This window comes from Marinobacterium sediminicola (assembly GCF_022343685.1).
In the GTDB taxonomy this organism is placed as follows: domain Bacteria; phylum Pseudomonadota; class Gammaproteobacteria; order Pseudomonadales; family Balneatricaceae; genus Marinobacterium; species Marinobacterium sediminicola.
Genome location: NZ_CP092123.1, coordinates 3533887 through 3554135 on the forward strand (window position 1 = coordinate 3533887; position 20249 = coordinate 3554135).

General features: G+C 55.0%; 21 protein-coding genes. 1 reads left to right on the forward strand and 20 read right to left on the reverse strand.

Annotation, left to right across the window (positions count from 1 at the left end; translation table 11 throughout):
- Positions 1-2: 2 nt before the first annotated feature.
- Complete coding sequence (glmU, locus tag LN244_RS16295) at positions 3-1370, reverse strand: bifunctional UDP-N-acetylglucosamine diphosphorylase/glucosamine-1-phosphate N-acetyltransferase GlmU (RefSeq protein ID WP_239040801.1); 1368 nt, start codon at positions 1368-1370, stop codon at positions 3-5.
- Between the two features lie 118 nt (positions 1371-1488).
- Here glmU and LN244_RS16300 point away from each other — a divergent pair, with 118 nt between their 5' ends.
- The gene (locus LN244_RS16300) at positions 1489-2229 is read left to right on the forward strand and encodes a TrmB family transcriptional regulator (protein ID WP_239040802.1); all 741 of its coding nucleotides are present in this window, start codon (positions 1489-1491) and stop codon (positions 2227-2229) included.
- A gap of 108 nt (positions 2230-2337) precedes the next feature.
- Here the strand turns inward: LN244_RS16300 and LN244_RS16305 are convergent, their stop codons facing one another.
- The 19 genes from LN244_RS16305 to rpmH all read right to left on the reverse strand — a co-directional run bounded on the left by LN244_RS16305 (position 2338) and on the right by rpmH (position 19763).
- On the reverse strand, positions 2338-2763 hold the full coding sequence (locus LN244_RS16305; protein ID WP_239040803.1) for a F0F1 ATP synthase subunit epsilon: 426 nt from the start codon (positions 2761-2763) through the stop codon (positions 2338-2340).
- A 33-nt stretch (positions 2764-2796) separates the two neighbouring features.
- A complete protein-coding gene (gene atpD, locus LN244_RS16310; protein ID WP_239040804.1) occupies positions 2797-4194 on the reverse strand; it encodes a F0F1 ATP synthase subunit beta in 1398 nt (465 codons plus the stop codon).
- Between the two features lie 37 nt (positions 4195-4231).
- Positions 4232-5095: a F0F1 ATP synthase subunit gamma gene (gene atpG, locus LN244_RS16315; protein ID WP_239040805.1), complete on the reverse strand. Its 864-nt coding sequence runs from the start codon at positions 5093-5095 to the stop codon at positions 4232-4234.
- 74 nt (positions 5096-5169) lie between these two features.
- On the reverse strand, positions 5170-6714 hold the full coding sequence (gene atpA / locus LN244_RS16320) for a F0F1 ATP synthase subunit alpha (protein WP_239040806.1): 1545 nt from the start codon (positions 6712-6714) through the stop codon (positions 5170-5172).
- Positions 6715-6729: 15 nt separating this feature from the next.
- On the reverse strand, positions 6730-7266 hold the full coding sequence (locus LN244_RS16325) for a F0F1 ATP synthase subunit delta (protein ID WP_239040807.1): 537 nt from the start codon (positions 7264-7266) through the stop codon (positions 6730-6732).
- Positions 7267-7278: 12 nt separating this feature from the next.
- A complete protein-coding gene (locus tag LN244_RS16330) occupies positions 7279-7749 on the reverse strand; it encodes a F0F1 ATP synthase subunit B (protein WP_239040808.1) in 471 nt (156 codons plus the stop codon).
- 61 nt (positions 7750-7810) lie between these two features.
- Entirely contained in the window at positions 7811-8041 is a 231-nt protein-coding gene (gene atpE / locus LN244_RS16335) for a F0F1 ATP synthase subunit C (RefSeq protein ID WP_106591824.1), read from the reverse strand.
- Positions 8042-8122: 81 nt separating this feature from the next.
- Positions 8123-8944, reverse strand: coding sequence for a F0F1 ATP synthase subunit A (gene atpB / locus LN244_RS16340; protein WP_239040809.1), 822 nt, complete (start codon positions 8942-8944; stop codon positions 8123-8125).
- 26 nt (positions 8945-8970) lie between these two features.
- On the reverse strand, positions 8971-9393 hold the full coding sequence (locus LN244_RS16345) for an ATP synthase subunit I (RefSeq protein WP_239040810.1): 423 nt from the start codon (positions 9391-9393) through the stop codon (positions 8971-8973).
- Between the two features lie 132 nt (positions 9394-9525).
- On the reverse strand, positions 9526-10416 hold the full coding sequence (locus LN244_RS16350) for a ParB/RepB/Spo0J family partition protein (protein WP_239040811.1): 891 nt from the start codon (positions 10414-10416) through the stop codon (positions 9526-9528).
- The gene (locus tag LN244_RS16355) at positions 10417-11241 is read right to left on the reverse strand and encodes a ParA family protein (RefSeq protein ID WP_239040812.1); all 825 of its coding nucleotides are present in this window, start codon (positions 11239-11241) and stop codon (positions 10417-10419) included. It abuts the gene before it with no gap.
- Positions 11242-11243: 2 nt separating this feature from the next.
- Complete coding sequence (gene rsmG / locus LN244_RS16360) at positions 11244-11867, reverse strand: 16S rRNA (guanine(527)-N(7))-methyltransferase RsmG (protein ID WP_239040813.1); 624 nt, start codon at positions 11865-11867, stop codon at positions 11244-11246.
- Complete coding sequence (mnmG, locus tag LN244_RS16365) at positions 11867-13765, reverse strand: tRNA uridine-5-carboxymethylaminomethyl(34) synthesis enzyme MnmG (protein WP_239040814.1); 1899 nt, start codon at positions 13763-13765, stop codon at positions 11867-11869. The genes rsmG and mnmG overlap by 1 nt, the downstream gene beginning before the upstream one ends.
- A 1004-nt stretch (positions 13766-14769) precedes the next feature.
- Positions 14770-15348 carry a YceI family protein gene (locus LN244_RS16370; RefSeq protein ID WP_239040815.1) on the reverse strand — a complete coding sequence of 193 codons (579 nt, stop codon included), beginning with the start codon at positions 15346-15348 and terminating at the stop codon, positions 14770-14772.
- 1 nt (position 15349) lies between these two features.
- Positions 15350-15919: a cytochrome b gene (locus LN244_RS16375; RefSeq protein WP_239040816.1), complete on the reverse strand. Its 570-nt coding sequence runs from the start codon at positions 15917-15919 to the stop codon at positions 15350-15352.
- A 180-nt stretch (positions 15920-16099) separates the two neighbouring features.
- Positions 16100-17467, reverse strand: coding sequence for a tRNA uridine-5-carboxymethylaminomethyl(34) synthesis GTPase MnmE (gene mnmE, locus LN244_RS16380; RefSeq protein WP_239040817.1), 1368 nt, complete (start codon positions 17465-17467; stop codon positions 16100-16102).
- Between the two features lie 70 nt (positions 17468-17537).
- Complete coding sequence (gene yidC, locus LN244_RS16385) at positions 17538-19211, reverse strand: membrane protein insertase YidC (protein ID WP_239040818.1); 1674 nt, start codon at positions 19209-19211, stop codon at positions 17538-17540.
- 21 nt (positions 19212-19232) lie between these two features.
- The gene (rnpA, locus tag LN244_RS16390) at positions 19233-19598 is read right to left on the reverse strand and encodes a ribonuclease P protein component (protein ID WP_239040819.1); all 366 of its coding nucleotides are present in this window, start codon (positions 19596-19598) and stop codon (positions 19233-19235) included.
- A 30-nt stretch (positions 19599-19628) separates the two neighbouring features.
- Positions 19629-19763, reverse strand: coding sequence for a 50S ribosomal protein L34 (gene rpmH, locus LN244_RS16395; RefSeq protein ID WP_010324470.1), 135 nt, complete (start codon positions 19761-19763; stop codon positions 19629-19631).
- Positions 19764-20249 lie beyond the last annotated feature (486 nt).

A 20249-nucleotide genomic window follows, 5' to 3' on the forward strand; every position in this document is an offset into this window, starting at 1 on the left:
GCTCAGGATCCCTTTTTCTTCGGGCGCGCCCAGTTGTCGAGATTAATCTGCTTGCCACGCGCCACGGCCAGCTGGTTGTCAGCCACCGTTTTGGTCACTGTGGAACCGGCACCCACCGTTGCACCGGCGCCAATTTCTACCGGCGCGACCAGCGAGCTGTTGGAGCCGATAAAGGCACCATCACCAATTTTGGTCTGCGACTTGTTCACGCCGTCATAATTACAGGTAATCGTACCCGCTCCTACATTCACGTTACGACCAATCTCGGCATCGCCAATGTAAGTCAGGTGGTTTACCTTGGAGCCTTCACCGATACGCGCCTTTTTGGTTTCGACAAAGTTGCCGACCTTGCTGCCAACGGCCAGTTCCGTGCCGGGACGCAGACGTGCAAAAGGTCCGATCTGGGCATTTTCCGCGACCACGGCACCGTCGATGATGGAGTTTGCCTCGACACGGGTGCCTGCACCAATGCGGGCATTGCGAATAATACAGTTGGCGCCGATTTCGACTCCCTCGCCCAGCACGACTTCGCCTTCGAATACCGTGTTGATGTCGATCAGCACATCACGACCGGTTCTCAACTCCCCGCGGATATCGATCCGTTCCGGATCGGCCAGGGTTACGCCATCGGTCATCAATTGCTCGGCCTGCTGACGCTGGTACCAACGCTCCAGCTGAGCCAGCTGCTGACGGTTGTTAACCCCCTGCACCTCCTGCTCGGCTTCGGGCTGGATGGCGCGTACTCGCATGCCCTCTTCTGCGGCCATGGCGATGACATCAGTCAGATAGTACTCACCCTGAGCATTGTCAGCCGACAGGCGTGGCAGCCATTCATGCAGCGCTGCAGACGGCAGTGCCAGAATACCGGTATTCACCTCGCGGATCAGTCTTTCCTGCTCGGTGGCATCCTTGTGCTCAACGATCGCTACCACATCGCCTACGGCGTTGCGGATAATGCGGCCATAGCCGGTTGGATCATCCAGAGTAACAGTCAACAGTCCCAGATCCCCCTGGGCAGCAATCTTGATCAGCTGCTGCAGGGTTTCCGGTCGGGTCATGGGGACATCGCCATACAGCACCAGCACGACGGAATCCTGGCCGATATTCGGCATGGCCTGAGCCACGGCATGACCCGTTCCCAACTGCTCACGCTGCCAGACAAAGTTCAGGGGCTGGCCGGACATGGCCTGCTCAACCTGCTCGCCTTCGTGACCAATCACCACATGCATGGCTTCAGGTGCCAATCGCTGGGCGCTGTCAATCACGTGCTGGAGCATCGGCTTGCCCGCCAGACGGTGCATCACTTTCGGCATTGCCGACTTCATGCGGCTGCCCTGTCCTGCCGCCAGAATCACTACATCCGTTTTCATATTGTCTCGGTACCCTAGGGTCGCAACCGCATGTCACGTCATTGATATGTAAAGTGCACGAAACTTTAGCGTATACTCATTCTCGATCAAGCCTAATTGTCACAAAAAAATTGACAAAATGACTCCTGAGATTTTTGACCTGCTCGGTCTGAGCGAACGCGACATCAGCATTTACAAGGCACTGCTGGCTCTGGGACCCAGCTCTATCCGAACCATTGCTGAACGTTCAGGTGTCAATCGCGGCAGCACATATGAATGCCTGAAGAGCCTGCAACAGCGCGGCATTGTGACCTATCAGCCCAGAGGCAAGCGGCGCTACTTTTCCGCACGAGAACCTGAGGTGTTGCTGCAGCTGGCCGATGATCGCCGAGAGCAGATGGATCGTGCAATCCAGCGCCTGAAATCGTCAGTCATTCCCGAGCTGCACCACCTCAAGCCTGATTTCAGCACTGCCAACGTCGAGTTCTATGAGGGTGACGCCGGCATCGAACTGGTACTGCGCGATATTCTCAACCGTGTCGGTGATCTGGACGATCCCGTCTACTCGGTGTTTTCTTCCAAACCCATTCGTCCGCTGCTCTACCGTCCTTTTCCCAACTTCACGGCACAACGAGTGGCACGCAAGATTCGGGTAAGAGTCATTGCAATTGGAGACGGGGGTGAAAGTGCCGATTATTCCGAGCGCAAGTGGATCAGAACCGATGGACCTGTGGATGCGGCCTATATCGCCATCTATCCACCACGCTGCGCGATCATCTCGCTGGCATCGGATAATTATCCTACCGCCGTGGTCATCGACTCACGTGAAGTGGCTGCTGCTCAGCAGATCATTTTCAATACGCTTTGGGGCTTGTTGTAGCCGCCCCCATTAAAACTCTGGCTAGCACTTCTCTGTCTTCTGCCAGCTTCATTCAGGCACAAAAAAAGCAGCCCAAGGGCTGCTTTTTGGATGCAGTCGTACGATCGGTTATTTGCCGACCTTGCGACGAATCTGCTGCAGAGTGCGAAGCTGGGCCGCTGCCTCAGCCAGCTGAGCCGCAGCACGGGAGTATTCGAACTCGCCGGTCTTGTCAGCCATGGCATGCTCGGCATGCTTCTGAGCTTCAAGCGCTGCAGCTTCATTCAGGTCACCCGCACGCAGTGCAGTATCAGCAAGCACTGTCACTTTATGCGGCTGGACTTCGATGAAGCCACCGGAGACGTAGAATACATCTTCCTCACCGCCCTGCTTGCGCAGCTCGACAGGGCCTGGTTTCAGTTCCGTCAGAAGCGGAGCGTGACCCGGGTAGATACCCAGGTCACCCAGGCTACCTGTCACGGAGACGAACTCGATGAGGCCGGAGAAGATCTGCTCTTCGGCACTTACGATGTCACAATGAACAGTCATAGCCATCTTGATTACCTCTTAAAAGGTTCCGCGCGGAACTTACAGGCCCTTCGCTTTCTCGACGGCTTCTTCGATAGAGCCGACCATGTAGAAAGCCTGCTCCGGCAGCTCGTCGTATTCGCCGTTCAGGATACCCTGGAAGCCACGGATAGTGTCTTTCAGAGATACGTATTTACCCGGTGCACCGGTAAATACTTCAGCAACGAAGAACGGCTGAGACAGGAAGCGCTGGATCTTACGCGCACGGGATACAGTCTGCTTGTCTTCTTCAGACAGTTCGTCCATACCCAGGATCGCGATGATGTCCTTCAGTTCCTTGTAGCGCTGCAGGGTAGACTGCACGCCACGCGCAACTTCATAGTGCTCCTGACCGATAACCAGCGGATCCAGCTGACGAGAGGTGGAATCCAGCGGGTCGATCGCCGGGTAGATACCCAGCTCCGCGATCTGACGAGACAGTACTACAGTCGCGTCAAGGTGGGAGAAGGTGGTCGCCGGAGACGGGTCAGTCAAGTCGTCCGCCGGTACGTATACCGCCTGGATAGACGTGATGGAACCAGTCTTGGTGGAGGTGATACGCTCCTGCAGAACGCCCATCTCTTCCGCCAGAGTCGGCTGGTAACCTACTGCAGACGGCATACGACCCAGCAGTGCAGATACTTCAGTACCCGCCAGGGTGTAACGGTAGATGTTGTCGACGAACAGCAGTACGTCACGGCCTTCATCACGGAATTTCTCCGCCATGGTCAGACCGGTCAGGGCTACACGCAGACGGTTGCCAGGCGGCTCGTTCATCTGACCGTAGACCATCGCTACCTTGGACTTGTCGAACTGCTCAACGTTTACAACGCCAGCTTCCTGCATCTCGTGGTAGAAGTCGTTACCTTCACGGGTACGCTCACCTACACCTGCGAATACAGACAGACCAGAGTGCTGAGTCGCGATGTTGTTGATCAGCTCCATCATGTTTACGGTTTTACCTACACCGGCACCACCGAACAGACCGATCTTACCACCCTTGGCAAACGGGCATACCAGGTCGATAACCTTGATGCCGGTTTCCAGCAGTTCGTTAGTCGCTGCCTGATCCGCGTAAGACGGAGCCTTACGGTGGATCGGGTAACGCTCTTCTTCACCGATCGGGCCACACTCGTCGATCGGGTTACCCAGTACGTCCATGATACGACCCAGGGTGGCAGTACCTACCGGTACAGAAACCGGAGCGCCAGTGTTGGTCGTTTCCAGACCACGGCTCAGACCTTCAGTCTGACCCATGGCGATTGCACGTACGACACCGTCGCCCAGCTGCTGCTGAACTTCCAGTGTCAGGCCGGTTTTTTCGACGGTCAACGCGTCGTAAACCTTCGGCACGTTGTCACGCGGGAATTCCACGTCCACAACCGCACCGATAATCTGAACAATACGTCCGCTACTCATGTTCGGATCCTCTTAACTTTTAAACCTGTTCACTGCATCAAACAGCAGCAGCACCACCGACGATCTCGGAAATTTCCTGGGTAATCGCCGCCTGACGAGCCTTGTTGTATACAAGTTGCAGCTCATCAATCAGATTGCCGGCGTTATCGGTTGCGTTCTTCATCGCCAGCATTCGTGCTGCCTGTTCACAGGCATTGTTCTCAACCACGGCCTGATAGACCAGGGACTCGATGTAACGCGTCAGCAGGCCGTTCAACAGCTCTTTCGCGTCCGGTTCGTACAGATAGTCCCAGTGATGGCTGAGCTTCTCATCATCGTCTTCCGCCTTCAGCGGCAGCAGCTGCTCTACGCTCGGCTTCTGGGTCATGGTGTTCACGAAGTCGTTAGACACGATGAACAGCTGATCCAGCTTGCCTTCGTCGTAGTTATCCAGCATCACCTTTACGGAGCCGATCAACTGCTCCAGCTCCGGCGCATCGCCGAGGCCGCCTTTCGCCGCTACGACGTTACCGCCGAAGTTACGGAAGAAGGTGATTGCCTTGGAGCCCAGCGCACAGATATCGACTTCGATATTCTGGTCGTGGAACTCTTTCATCTTGCTTACAGCTGCCTTGAACGCGTTCACGTTCAGACCGCCACAGAGGCCACGGTCGGATGCCACTACGATGAAACCGACACGTTTGACCTCACGCTCGCGCATGTAGAGGTGCTTGTATTCAGGGTTGGCTTTCGCCAGGTGCTGAATCACACCACGGATGCTCTGGGCGTACGGACGGGAAGACTGCATGCGGTCCTGAGCCTTGCGCATTTTCGACGCAGCAACCATTTCCATGGCGCTGGTGATCTTGCGCGTGCTGCTGATACTCGCAATCTGCGTCTTAATCTCTTTTCCGACTGCCATAGTTCCGCCTATTAAACTTGACTCAGTATTGGACCGGCCGGTGTGTCTGGCCGGTCACCTGCTCTGACGAGCGATTACCAAGTTTGGGTAGACTTGAACTTCTCGATGCCAGCCTTGAACTGAGCCGCGATTTCGTCGTTGTAATCGCCGCTTTCGTTCACTTTCGCCATCAGATCAGCGTGTTCGCTGTTGAAGTAGGCGACCAGGGCTGCTTCGAATGCACCGATCTTGTCCAGCTCGACACCTTTCAGGAAGCCTTCGTTGGCAGCGTACAGGCTCAGACCCATCTCAGCGACGGACATCGGAGAGTACTGTTTCTGCTTCATCAGCTCGGTTACGGCCTGGCCGTGTTCCAGCTGATTACGAGTAGCATCGTCCAGATCGGACGCGAACTGTGCGAATGCTGCCAGCTCACGGTACTGAGCCAGAGCCAGACGCACACCACCACCCAGCTTCTTGATGATCTTGGTCTGGGCAGCACCACCCACTCGGGATACGGACAGACCTGCGTTGATCGCAGGACGCACGCCAGAGTTGAACAGGCTGGTTTCCAGGAAGATCTGGCCGTCGGTGATAGAGATCACGTTGGTCGGTACGAACGCAGATACGTCACCACCCTGAGTTTCGATTACCGGCAATGCGGTCAGGGAGCCGGTCTGGCCCTTGACTTCACCGTTGGTAAACTTCTCAACGTAGTCAGCGTTAACGCGTGCAGCACGTTCCAGCAGACGGGAGTGCAAGTAGAATACGTCACCCGGGTAAGCTTCACGGCCCGGCGGACGACGCAGCAGCAGGGAGATCTGACGATATGCCCATGCCTGCTTGGTCAGGTCATCATAGATGATCAGAGCGTCTTCACCGCGGTCGCGGAAGTATTCACCCATGGCACAGCCGGCGTACGGCGCCAGGTACTGCATCGCAGCCGGATCGGCAGCGCCTGCAGCTACAACGATGGTGTGATCCATCGCGCCATGTTCTTCCAGCTTGCGCACCACGTTAGCGATAGTGGACTGCTTCTGTCCGATCGCAACGTAGATACACTTGATGCCGGTACCTTTCTGGTTGATGATCGCGTCGATCGCGATCGCGGTTTTACCGATCTGACGGTCACCGATGATCAGCTCACGCTGACCACGACCAACCGGCACCATCGCGTCGATCGCTTTCAGACCGGTCTGAACCGGCTGGTCAACGGACTGACGTGCGATAACGCCCGGTGCTACCTTTTCGACAGCATCGGTCATTTTGGCATCGATCGGGCCTTTGCCGTCGATCGGGTTACCCAGTGCGTCAACAACGCGACCGAGCAGCTCCGGACCAACCGGTACTTCAAGGATTCGACCAGTACAACGGGCAGTCATGCCCTCTACCAGACCCTGGTAGTCGCCCAGTACTACGGCACCTACAGAGTCACGCTCCAGGTTCAGCGCCATACCGTAGACGCCACCCGGGAATTCGATCATCTCGCCGTACATGACGTCGGCAAGACCGTGGATCAGGATAATACCATCGGAAACGCTAACGATGGTGCCCTCGTTACGGGCTTCAGAAGACACGTCGAGCTTTTCGATGCGCTTCTTGAGAATCTCGCTGATCTCAGAAGGATTCAGTTGCTGCATTGTTATTCCTCACACTCAGGAATTCATCGCTTCGGCCAGTTTCGCCAGTCGCGCACGAACGGAACCGTCGATCACAAGGTCATCAGAGCGAACGACCACACCCCCGATGATGGATTTATCCACCTGAGATGTAAGCTTCACTTCACGACCCAGCTTGCTGCTGAGGGCTTTCGCCAGTTTTTCCTGCTGCGCATCATCCAGAGCAAACGCTGTGGTCAGGTCAACATCGACCTTCTTCTCCAGGTTGGCTTTCAGGATTGCAAACTGCGCGGCAATTTCCGGCAGCAGTGCCAGGCGGCGGTTTTCGGCCAGCAGGAAGATAAAGTTCTTGCCTGCATCGTCGATCTGCTGTTCGCAGATCGCGATCACCAGTTCCGCCTTCTGTTCTACTGTCAGTGCCGGATTACTCAGCACGCGGGCCAGCTCGCTGTCCTGAACCGCCTGAGCGGACAGGGACAGCAGGTTGGACCACTGATCGAGGTTGCCCTTGTCGCGCGCGTATTCGAACGCGGCTTTGGTGTAGGGCCGAGCGACTGTATTGAGTTCAGCCATCGTAAACCTCGCTTAAAGCTCAGCTGCCAGTTTCTCAACCAGCTGTGCGTGGGCTTTTTCGTCAACAGAGGCTTCCAGGATCTTCTCGGCACCGGCGATAGCCAGTGCGCCAACCTGTGCACGGAGAGCTTCCTTGGCACGGTTGATTTCCTGCTCGAGTTCAGCTTCAGCGGATGCTTTCACGCGATTTGCTTCTACGCGTGCCTGCTGCTTGGCTTCCTCGATGATCTGGTTAGCCCGCTTGTTGGCCTGTTCAATGATGGCGGCTGCCTCTTCCTTGCTGGCACGCATATCGTTGGCGGCTTTTTCCTGAGCCAGCTTCAGATCACGTTCAGCACGGTCGGCCGCATCAAGCCCTTCGGCAATCTTCTTCTTACGTTCAGCCAGCGCACCGGTAATCGGCGGCCAGACGTATTTCATGCAAAATACGACGAAGAGGAAGAATGCAATGGCCTGACCAATGATGGTGAGATTGATATTCACGCCATTACCTCTCGCGGTTGTCTGTTTAAGTAGTTACGTAAAACGCTATTCGAACTACTTGTTAGCCAGCAACAGCGAACAGGACGTACAGACCCAGACCAACACCGATCATCGGGATCGCGTCAACCAGGCCCATTACGATGAAGAACTGAGTACGCAGCAGCGGAACCAGTTCCGGCTGACGAGCAGCACCTTCCAGGAACTTGCCACCCAGGATACCGATGCCGATAGCAGCACCGATTGCACCCAGACCCAGCATCAGAGCAGCAGCGATATACAGCATTGCTTCCATTTTCTTTCTCCAACTTTTTTCAAGGTTAAGTTTAAGTTTTCAGAGTTTTACAAAAGTAAATCGTTAACTATCCGATCGCACTCAGTGATCATCGTGAGCCATGGCCAGGTAGACAATCGTCAGGACCATGAAGATGAACGCCTGCAGCGTGATGACCAGAATGTGGAAGATCGCCCAGGGCACGGACAGTACCCACTGTGCCCAGAACGGCAGCAGCGCGATCAGGATAAAGATCATTTCACCGGCATACATGTTACCGAAGAGTCGCAGTGCCAGAGATACCGGCTTGGCCAGCAGGCCTACGATTTCCAGGAACAGGTTGAACGGTGCGAAGATTTTCGGCAGCGGCTGGAAAGACAGCTCTTTCAGGAAGCCACCAACGCCTTTCTGCTTGATGCTGTAGTACACGATCAGAGCAAACACACTGAACGCCATACCGCCAGTCACGTTAACATCGGTGGTCGGTACGATCTTGAAGTAGGAAACACCCATCTGGCCCGCGATGTACGGAATCCAGTCGATCGGTACCAGGTCCATCAGGTTCATCAGGAAAATCCAGACGAAGATGGTCAGCGCCAGCGGTGCGATCACCGGGTTCTTGTGATGGAAGATACTCTTCACGTTTTCATCGATGAATTCGATGATGGTTTCCACGAAGTTCTGAGCATTACCCGGAACTCCGGAAGTCACAGCCTTGGCCACCTTGCGGAAGAACCAAACAAACAGAAGACCCAGGCCAACAGACCAGATCATGCTATCTACGTTGATCGCCCAGAATCCCATTTCTGCTGCTTCCTGCGCACCGTGCGCGAAGCCCCAACCCTTTTCAGGATGGTTGCCGAACGTCAGGTTCGTCAGGTGGTGGGATATATATTCTGAGGATGTAACTGTTCCACTTGCCATTCTCAGCGTCTCTCATTCAAAGTTTTTCAGGAACTGGTCTTGAACAGCTTCATCTGCAGTATCCAGCCGGATAGTTGCAGCAGAATGAAGGTGCCAAATAGGGAAAATGGGCTCAGGGGTCGAACCATCAGGAAGGCGGCACTGAATAGTGCTACCGCCAGCATCATTTTCCCTATTTCGCTCGCGTACATACTGACCAGTACGGTTCGTGCACTGTTGGCGTGCCGGTTGCCTAATGCACGCCATGTAAAATACAGGTTTGGCAGCAGGTAAAGCATGCCGCCGATCAGCGCTGAGTAGGCTTCCACTGTGCCTTTCAGCAAACAGGCCGTAGATACCAACAGTATCAACACGGCCTGCACGAGAAGGATGCGTATGAACTCCCTGTAGCTGCGTCTGACATGACGACTGACGGCAGCCGGAGCCTGTTCTGCTTCACCCTTACTCAATATCGATCCTGTCACTTGCCTGAACAGTGCCCAAATAGCGGGCAGATTATAGGCATTCCCCCCCACATTCTCAACTTAATCCCAACAGTTTTGCACTAAGGTCTTAACTTCTTTCCACCTTGGTGCGTCGGGTCAAGAGATCAACTGCAGGATCGCGTCCAGCTCCTCTCGTGTCTTGAAGTCGATCGAGATCTTGCCTTTGCCATTGGACGTGCTGCGAATGCTGACGCCGGTTGAAAGTCGCTGTGACAGTGAACTGGCGAGCTGTTCAAGCTCAGGATCCGGAGTCGATTTGGGTTTGGCGGGCGTTTCAGATTGTCCCTGATAGCGTTTTACCAACTCTTCGGTTTGACGCACTGACAGCTCTTTCGCAACCACTTCATCCGCAGCCCGAATCTGTACCAGGCCCTGCAGGGCCAACAGCGCTCGAGCATGTCCCATCTCCAGGTCGCCATGTTCGAGCAGGGTGCGCACTTCCGGCGTCAAATTCATCAGCCTTAACAGGTTGGCAATGGTTGAGCGGGACTTGCCAACCGCATCGGCCACCTGTTGCTGTGTCAGTTCAAACTCGTTCTGAAGACGCTGTAGGGCAATGGCTTCTTCGATCGGATTCAGGTTTTCTCGCTGAATGTTTTCGATCAGGGCCATCGCGATGGCAGCTTCATCAGGCACATCACGAATGATCACGGGAATGCGGTCGAGCCCCGCCATCTGACTGGCACGCCAGCGGCGCTCCCCGGCAATGATCTCGTAGCGATCGCCAGCCACCGGTCGAACCACAATCGGCTGCATCACCCCCTGGCTACGGATGGAGCTGGCCAGGTCTTCCAAGGCTTCGGGATTGAGATCCCGACGCGGCTGATAACGGCCCGGTTCAATGACATTGACCGCCAGTTCCCGCAGGTTGTCTCCTTGCGGGTCGTTATTCACATGGCCATTCGGGTCGGAATACCCGTGACTGCCGGTAACATCAGACAGCAATGCATCCAGGCCACGTCCCAATCCGCGTTTTTTCGCTACCATTTATTCTGTTTCCTGTTCCGTCAACGCTGTTTCCGCCGGTTGAACCGCTGCTGCCTGTTCGCGATCCGTACGTCGGATCAACTCGCCGGCCAAGGCCAGATAGGCCAGAGCACCACGCGAGTTCTTGTCATACTGCAACGCGGGCAATCCATGACTCGGCGCTTCTGCCAGGCGTACGTTGCGCGGGATAACCGTGCGATAGACCTTGTCGCCAAAGTATTCGACCAGATGAGCCGAGACATCCTTGGTCAGGCTCATGCGCGGGTCAAACATGGTGCGCAGGATACCTTCAATTTTCAATGACGGATTCAAACGCTGGTTGATCTTGTTGATGGTACCGACCAATGCACTGATCCCTTCCAGCGCGTAATACTCGCACTGCATGGGAATGATCACACCCGCCGATGCTGCCAGCGCATTAACCGTCAACAGGTTCAGTGACGGTGGATTGTCTATGAGGATGTAATCGTAATCATCCATGATCGGCAGCAGCGCCATTTTGAGCCGGAACTCTCGACGCGGCAGCTGCAACAATTCAACTTCGGCTGCCGTCAAATCACCATTGGCGCCAATGAGATGATAGCCACACTGGGTTTCCTTGATGATGGCGTCACCGACTTCAGCCTGTCCGGTAAGCAGTTCATACACCGAATATTCGAGTCGGTGCTTGTCGATGCCACTGCCCATCGTGGCATTCCCCTGGGGGTCCAGGTCAATCATCAGCACCCGCTTGTGAGTCGCCGCCAATGACGCAGCCAGATTCACACAGGTGGTCGTCTTGCCGACGCCGCCTTTCTGGTTGGTGATCGTGATGATTTTGGCCACGCCTATGCTCTCCCTAGAATCAGCAGGTGCCGCTCGCCATCGGTATCCGGCAACTCCAGCCGGTGCGTTTCACGCAACGTAAAACCTGCCGGCATCTGTTCAATCTCGGCATCAGGATACAGCCCTTTCATGGCAAGAAAAACACCCTGATCAGCCGCCAGGTGTCCGCTTAAGTTGAGCATGTCGGCAATGGATGCAAAGGCACGCGATATCACCATGTCAAAGGGTTCGGCGTCGACCGCTTCGACGCGCCCATTGATGACGGTCAGGTTATCCAGGCCCAGTTCAGCTTTCACCTGGACCTGAAACCGGGTCTTCTTGCCGTTGCTGTCCAGCGTGGTCACCTGCAGATCGGGACGGCAGATCGCCAGAGGAATACCGGGCAGACCCGGCCCGCTGCCCACGTCCAGCAGGCGGCCTTCGCCGATCCAGGGCAGCACACTGAGGCTGTCAATCAAATGCCGAGTGATCATCTCGGCAGGGTCCCGGACAGCCGTCAGGTTGTAGGCCTTGTTCCACTTCACCAACATCTGGTGGTAAGCCAACAGGCGCTCGATCTGGCGATGATCCAGTTCAATCTGCAGCGGTTTCAAGCCGCGCAGCAAAAGATCACGAAATTCGGACATTACTCGGCTACCTGCTTGTTGACGCTTTTGTTGAGCTGACGCTTTTTCAGGTACACCAGCAGCAGCGAGATCGCCGCCGGGGTCATGCCCTGGATGCGGGATGCCTGTGCCAACGTCTCCGGGCGCTGCTGGCCAAGCTTCAGCTTCAGTTCGTTGGACAACCCGCTGACCTGCTCGTAATCAAAGTCATCCGGCAGGCGGGTATTCTCCTGACGACGCATCTGTTCGATCTCGCCTTTCTGACGCTCGATATAGCCGGAATACTTGAGTTGGATCTCGACCTGCTCGGCCGCCTGCTCGTCTTCGATCGGCTCGCCTTTGAGGTTAGCCACGTCCGTGTAGTTCAACTCGGGTCGCTTGATCAGATCAGCCAGATTGTATTCCCGGTTCAACCCGGTCTTGAGCTTGGCATCAAGCTGCTCGGCTTCCGGCGTATTCGGATGCACCCAGGTGTTTTTCAGCCGTTGCAGCTCCTGTTCCATCGCTTCTCGTTTGGCCTCGAAGCGTGCCCAGCGCTGATCACCCACCAGACCCAGTTCGCGGCCTTTTTCAGTCAGACGCAGGTCGGCATTGTCTTCGCGCAGGATGAGGCGGTATTCAGCCCGACTGGTAAACATGCGGTAAGGTTCGGACGTCCCCAGAGTAATCAGGTCGTCGACCATCACGCCGATGTAGGCCTCGTCACGACGCGGATACCAGGCTTCGCGGTCCAATGCCCGGGCGGCAGCGTTGTAGCCGGCCAGCAGTCCCTGAGCGCCCGCTTCTTCATACCCGGTCGTACCGTTGATCTGACCGGCAAAGTAGAGCCCCTGGATATGTTTGGTTTCCAGTGTGTGACGCAGGTCCTGGGGATTGAAGAAGTCGTACTCGATGGCATAACCCGGTCGCGTGATATGGGCATGCTCGAAGCCACGAATGGAGCGCACCAGTTCCATCTGCACATCGAACGGCAGGCTGGTTGAGATGCCGTTGGGATAGAGCTCGTGGGTGGTCAGCCCTTCGGGTTCGACGAAGACCTGATGCTGGTCCTTGTCAGCAAAGCGGTTGATCTTGTCTTCGATGGATGGACAGTAACGCGGCCCTATGCCCTCGATCACGCCGGTGTACATTGGCGAGCGATCCAGGCCTCCGCGGATGATGTCATGCGTGCGCAGGTTGGTGTGCGTGATGTAGCAGTTCACCTGCTGCGGGTGGTCGTCAACACAGCCCATGAATGACATTACCGGCGTCGGCGTATCACCCGGCTGTGGCTGCATCACTGAGAAATCGACACTGCGGGCATCAATACGGGGCGGTGTCCCTGTCTTCAAACGATCAACTCTTAACGGCAGCTCACGTAATCGCTGCGCCAGTCGAATCGACGGGGGATCACCGGCACGACCGCCGGCATGGCTGTCCAGGCCAACATGAATGACCCCACCCAGGAAGGTACCCGCGGTCAGAACGACAGAACGGGCATGGAAGCGGATACCGGTTTGGGTTACGACGCCCTTTACTGTTTCTCCCTCCACGATCAGATCATCGGCTGCCTGTTGGAAGATTTGCAGATTAGGCTGGTTTTCCAGAATCGAGCGAATCGCCGCCTTGTACAAAATCCTGTCTGCCTGAGCACGCGTAGCCCTCACAGCAGGCCCCTTGCGAGCATTGAGCACTCGGAACTGTATACCGCCACGGTCGGTCGCTCGTGCCATGGCACCATCAAGCGCATCAATTTCCTTGACCAGGTGACTCTTGCCGATTCCCCCGATCGCGGGGTTACAGGACATCTGCCCCAAAGTTTCGATGTTATGGGTCAGCAGCAGCGTTTTAGCGCCGATGCGAGCAGACGCTAGCGCAGCCTCCGTACCGGCATGTCCACCACCAATTACGATTACATCAAAGTGGTCAGGGTAATCCACAGAAGGCCTCACAAAATTGCATGTTTAGAGTTGACCGATGAGGTCTGGTGAAAAGGCTGACAAGTATAGCCTTCTGTCTTCGTTTAAGAAATGGTCAAGGATTGAACAGCTCACCTCTGAACGCCTATGAGCTTATATATAAAGAGATAAGAAAGTCTTTTATATAAGAAGATGATTATTATGCTTTATATATGGGAAGCACATTTTACGTGAGTACCTCTGCTTAACCCATACATTTCAGATACTTACCCATCTTCAAACCTTGTATAGCGTTTGCGTACAGGCTGAGTCACGGGTGGGGGCAGGCTGTGTGTAACCAGGCCGTTTATGCACAGGTTCAAACTATCCACTGACCATGCACACTCTGTTTCGGGATACAAACACACGATCTGCCCAGGCAAATGTGGATAGAATAGTCCGTTGAACAAACGCTGAATGACACATGTACAGCTTGTGGGTATGAGTGTATAGAAAAAATGTTGTTCACTTTTTCTGTGATTCCGCATGTGTATAAGCCTGTTGATTGTCTGTATAACTTACTCGGAAAGGTCGCTGCTCTTTTGTGTGTAATTTTTTATAAATATCGGATATATCTCCAAAATACATTATAAATCAACAGCATGCGATCAGTGATTATGTTAATAACTATGTGTGTTGTACTCGGTTTCATCCTCCCGTATGTATCTCGAAATCATGTCTGGTGGCTATCTGATCGATCGACACAGCAATCCAGAATACCTTGTGGGTAAACACGCAGGACAAATTTTTCTTAACGTCTGTGGGTAAGTTCTGATTAAAGGATATGCCCCCGGACAGAGGATGTTGAAATGGATTTTTGATGACTCAGGTCTGATTTTGGAAGATGGAGCAGACGTTCCAGTGGATTGGTCGTGCGGGGGAACTGAGGAGATAAGCCGGATTGGGCGTGTGATGCTCAGACCAGGCGATAAAAAGTGAAGCCGAGAAACAGCTCAGGCTGCTTCTCGGCCGGTGTTGCAGTCGATTTACTGGCGGATGCCTTCGAAGCTGATGATCAACTCGACCTCTTCAGAGGCCGGCCCCAGATTCATCATGATGTTGTAATCCTTGAGTTTGATGCGGGTAGTGCCTGCAAAACCGGCACGATACGCGCCCCAGGGATCTTCTCCTTCACCGATGAATTCCGCATCGACGTTGACCTCGCGCGTGACACCATTGAGTGTCAGGTCACCGGTAATATCCAGGGTTTTACCATCAGTGCTGGAGACCTTTTTGGAGACAAAACGGGCCGTCGGGTTTTCGTCCACATTCAACAGATCGCTGCTGCGCAGGTGCTTGTCACGCTCGGCATGATTGGTATCGACACTGGCGGTCTTCAGATCAACTTCTATCTGACTGGCCTCAGGAGCGTTGGCATCCCAGCTGAACTTACCGCTGAAGTCATTGAAGCTGCCATACATCCAGCTGAAGCCGAGGTGACTGATCTTGAAGTTGATAAAGGCATGCTGGCCTTCACGGTCGATGACGTAATCGGCAGCCTGAGATGCAGTGGCAGAGAGCGCCAGCAGTGAGCTCAGCGCAGCACCCGTAAGCAGTTTTTTCATTTTATTTCTCCTTCGATTGAATGGAACCCGGACGCAACATGCGTATCAGTGTGGAATCATGGTCGATAAAGTGATGTTTCAACGCCCCGATGGCGTGGAGTGTGACGCAGCCCAGCAGCGCCATGGCAAACCAGAAGTGTAGCTCACCTGCTATGTCCGCCTGTCGGGGGATGCCGGATATCAATGCCGGTAGCTCGAACCATCCAAACACACTGATACCCTGCCCTTTGGCGGTTGAAATCAGATAGCCGCTGGCCAGAATGGCGATCAGTAGTATGTAGAGCAGCCGGTGCATGAGGTGTGCGAGTACTACCTCCCAGCGCTTATGGTTTGCAGGCGAGTCGGGAACCGGGGATGCAAGACGCCAGATCAGCCGAAGCAACAAGGCGGCTGCCAAGGCTATACCAATGCTTTTATGCCAGAAAGGAGCGGCCTTGTACCAGGGACTGTAATAGTTCAGGTCCACCATCCACAGCCCTGCGGCTGTCAGTCCGAAGATTGTCACGGCAATCAGCCAGTGCAGCAGGATACTCACCAGGCCATAGCCAGAGCTGCTGTTTTTGATCTGCATTCTTTGTTTCCTCAAAACGTGCAGATCGAGTGTGACATTGTTGCACGCTGAAATGAACGCAAATGATTGATTGAAAAAGATCAGATTAATCGATCAATTGCGCGCTGACCAAAACGTGCTATGCGCGGTTGGGTCGAGAGGCTTTCCCGTGGGTTCCTGAGCCTGTGACGGCCACAGTCCTCACTTGCCGATGCAGAAAGAACTGAAGATTCGTCCCAGCAAGTCATCGGAAGTGAACTCGCCGGTAATCTCGCTCAGTACCTGCTGGGCCTGGCGCAGATCCTCGGCCAACAGTTCTCCAGCACCATGTAGCTGCAGTTGTTCAGCCCCGGTATCCAGCAGCTCGCGGGCGCGCTCCAATGCATCGATATGGCGACGCCGGGCCATGAAGCCGCCTTCGGTGGTACTGCTGAACCCCATCACCTCTTTCAGGTGCTGGCGCAACTGATCGACGCCTTCGCCGCCCTTGGCACTGAGGCGGATCAGGGTGTACTCGCCCTGCTGCTCCAGGCCGATGGGCTCGCCGGTCAGGTCGGCCTTGTTGCGGATCAGGGTGACATGGCTGAAATCATCCAGATGATCGGCCAGCTCCGGCCAGAGCTCGGCCGGATCGGTGGTGGCCGAGCGGGTGCTGTCCACCATCATCAGGATACGGTCGGCCTTGCGGATCTCTTCCCAGGCGCGATCGATGCCGATGCGCTCTACGGCATCAGGCGCATCGCGCAGACCCGCGGTGTCGATGATATGCAGCGGCATGCCGTCAATGTGGATATGTTCGCGCAGTACATCGCGGGTGGTGCCTTCGATATCGGTAACAATGGCGGTTTCGCGTCCGGCCAGAGCGTTGAGCAGACTCGACTTGCCGGCATTGGGGCGACCGGCGATCACCACGTTCATGCCTTCGCGGAGCAGACTGCCCTGACGCGCCTCCTGGCGCACTTCACCCAGTTGTTGCAGGATGAGGTCAAGGTCGTTTTGCACCTTGCCATCGGCAAGGAAGTCGATTTCTTCTTCCGGGAAGTCGATGGCGGCCTCGACATAGATACGGAGCTGAATCAGTGCTTCCACCAGTGCATGCACCCGCTCGGAGAAGGCTCCCTGTAAGGAGCGCAGCGCACAGCGCGCCGCCTGCTCGGATGAACTGTCGATCAGGTCGGCGATCGCCTCGGCCTGGGCCAGGTCGAGCTTGTCATTAAGGAAGGCCCGTTCGGAGAACTCGCCGGGGCGTGCCAGCCGTGCACCCAGCGAGATACAGCGCTGAAGCAACAGGTCGATGATCACCGGACCGCCATGGCCTTGCAGCTCGACCACATCTTCACCGGTAAAGGAGTGCGGGTTGGGGAAATACAGCGCTATGCCCTGATCCAGCACCTGCCCGCCCTCGCCTGTAAAGGGCGTGTAGTGAGCGTGGCGTGGCTTGGGGACAAAGCCCAGCAGTTGTTCGGCAATGCTCAGCGCCTGTGGACCGGACAGCCGGATAATGCCGACGCCGCCGCGTCCGGGTGGTGTGGCCTGGGCGGCGATGGTGTCCTGTTGAGTGCTGAGCATGTGAGTCTCCTGATCCTGAAACGCAAAAAGGCTCCCGAAGGAGCCTTTTATTTTACTGCGGAAGCGGACGTTAGTCTTTGACTTCGCCGGCTTCGATCTGCTTGTTGATTACCCACTGCTGGGCGATCGACAGGATGTTGTTAACCAGCCAGTACAGAACCAGACCTGCCGGGAACCAGAGGAAGAAGAAGGTGAACACAATCGGCAGCATCTTCATCATCTTGGCCTGCATGGGATCCGGCGGTGTCGGGTTCAGCATCTGCTGAATGAACATAGTCACACCCATCAGGATCGGCAGGATGAAGTACGGGTCCATCTGCGAAAGGTCCTGAATGTAGCCGTAGAACGGTGCGTGACGCAGCTCAACGGACTCCATCAGCACCCAGTACAGGGCGATGAATACCGGCATCTGTACCAGGATCGGCAGACAGCCACCCAGCGGATTGATTTTCTCCTTCTGGTACAGCTTCATCATTTCCTGGGACATCTTCTGACGGTCGTCGCCGTAGAGTTCCTTCAGGCGGGCCATTTCCGGGCCGAACTTGCGCATCTTGGCCATGGACTTGAACGCCTTGGCGTTCAGGTGGAACAGCGCGGCTTTAACTAGAATGGTGATACCGATGATGGCCAGACCCCAGTTGCCGACAACGGAATGGATCCATTTCAGCAGCATGTACAATGGGGATGCGATCCACCACAGCCAGCCATAGTCGATGGTCAGATCCAGGTTCGGGGCGATCTGCTCCAGCTGGTCGACATCTTTAGGGCCTGCATAGAAGCTCGCACTGACGCTCTGGGTTTCACCCGGTGCAACACTGAAGTCCGGTGACAGGAAGCCAACCAGGTACTGGCCGTTAATCTTGCGAGACTCATAGGTGTACTCGGCACCCGGTGCCGGGATCCAGGCACTGAGGAAGTAGTGCTGAACCATGGCCACCCAGCCGTCCTGAGTTTTGGCCTTGAAGCGCTCTTCATCCATGTCACTGAAGTCGACTTTCTGGTAGTTGTTCTCGGTAGTCGAGAATACCGCACCCAGATAGGACTGCATGCCCATGGAGGTCTGCTGAGACGGGTCAGGTGAACCGTCGCGCTTTATCTGGCCGAAAAGCACCGCATCGAATGGCTCGACGGAGGCGTTGTTGACGATGAATTCGACACCTACCTTGTATTCACCCTTGGTGAAGTTGAAGCGCTTGGTAACCTGAACTCCAGCCTCAGTCGTCAGGTTCAGATCGACGGTCAGGCTGTCACCTTCCATCACATATTCGGTCAGCTTGCTGCTGTACAGCGGGCGACCACTCTTGGCAGCATCAGGTCCATCCTGACCGATCAGGCCACTCTGAGCGACATAAGTACGGTTGCTGTTCTGTTCCAGCAGCACGAAAGGCTGTTCGCTGTTCAGTACCGCATCGTGTTTCGGCAGGGCGGCCTGGATGATGTCGCCTCCGCGGGGGTCTACAAGCAGGTCCAGCACATCGGTACGGATGTGAATCAGGGTGCCGCTTTCAGCTTGCGCGAGTGCGCTGCTGTCGGTGACCGGAATATCAGCACTGGCTGAGGCTCCGGAAGCCTGGGGCAGTTCGGAAGTGCCTTGTGAAGTGCCATTGCTTGAGTAGGCAGAAACGGTGGTAACCTGCTGCTGCGACTGTTGCTGGGCAGGACCATAATCTTCATTCCACTGCAGCACCATCAGGTAGGAGACCAGTGCCAGAGCGGCGATCAATATGACTCGCTGTACATCCATGGTGGTAGAACCATCAGTTTGTTATGTGAGCTTTCGGGCTTTTTTGCCGGCACGAGTCCAGCAGCGCCTGATCATGGCATGCAAATCCGGGCTATCAAGACCGTCCAGTCCCTTGCGGGCCAGAATGATCATGTCCAATGCCGGGAGTTGATGCTGGTGCAGGCGAAACGATTCGCGAATGATACGCCGAACACGGTTGCGTTGCACCGCCCGACGGACATTTTTCTTGGATATGACAAAGCCGATCCGGGGATGTCCGAGATCGTTAGGGCGGGCCAGGATCAGCAGGTGCTGGTCTGGTACTTTGACGACCGCACGGTCGAATACACGTTTGAAATCCCCGCCAGTCAACAGACGTAACTGGCGGGGATATCGGAAGTCGGTCATTCAGTCATGCGACCTTATGCAGAGTCTGAATTAAGCAGACAGACGCTTACGACCTTTAGCACGACGACGGTTCAGAACCTGACGACCATTTTTGGTGGCCATGCGAGCACGGAAACCGTGAGTACGTTTGCGTTTCAGAACGCTGGGTTGGAATGTTCTTTTCATTGCCTCAGTCCTACTTACACTGATGTACGTGAGGTGGCTGATATCCACGGGTAAAAAATCAAGACGCGAAAGTGTAGGGAATTACTGGTTATCTTGCAAACAATTTTTACACCTTTAACGTGATTATCTTGCCGGGCCCTAATCACTGGCCAAATTACAATGAGCTTGTAAGGTAGGTCTGCTTTGCATCCATGACTATCTGTTTTTTTCTGTGGTTAATCTTAATTAATCATTATAAAACATAGATTTGGTCTGTTGGTAACCATGAATAAAAGTTGTTTTTAAACTGTTTTTTCAGGCTTTTGATGACGTATGCGTCAGCCAGATCATGGATTTTGGCGGCCTGATCCGGGTTATTCATATTTTTGCACAAAAGAAGTTTTTACTGTGGATAACCGTGCTTTGAGGCGCTAGAATAACGTCTCTTTCTTCTTTATATAGTGATCACCCTTGGACTCTGTAGCCTGAGCGGTCGGGAGTAGATGG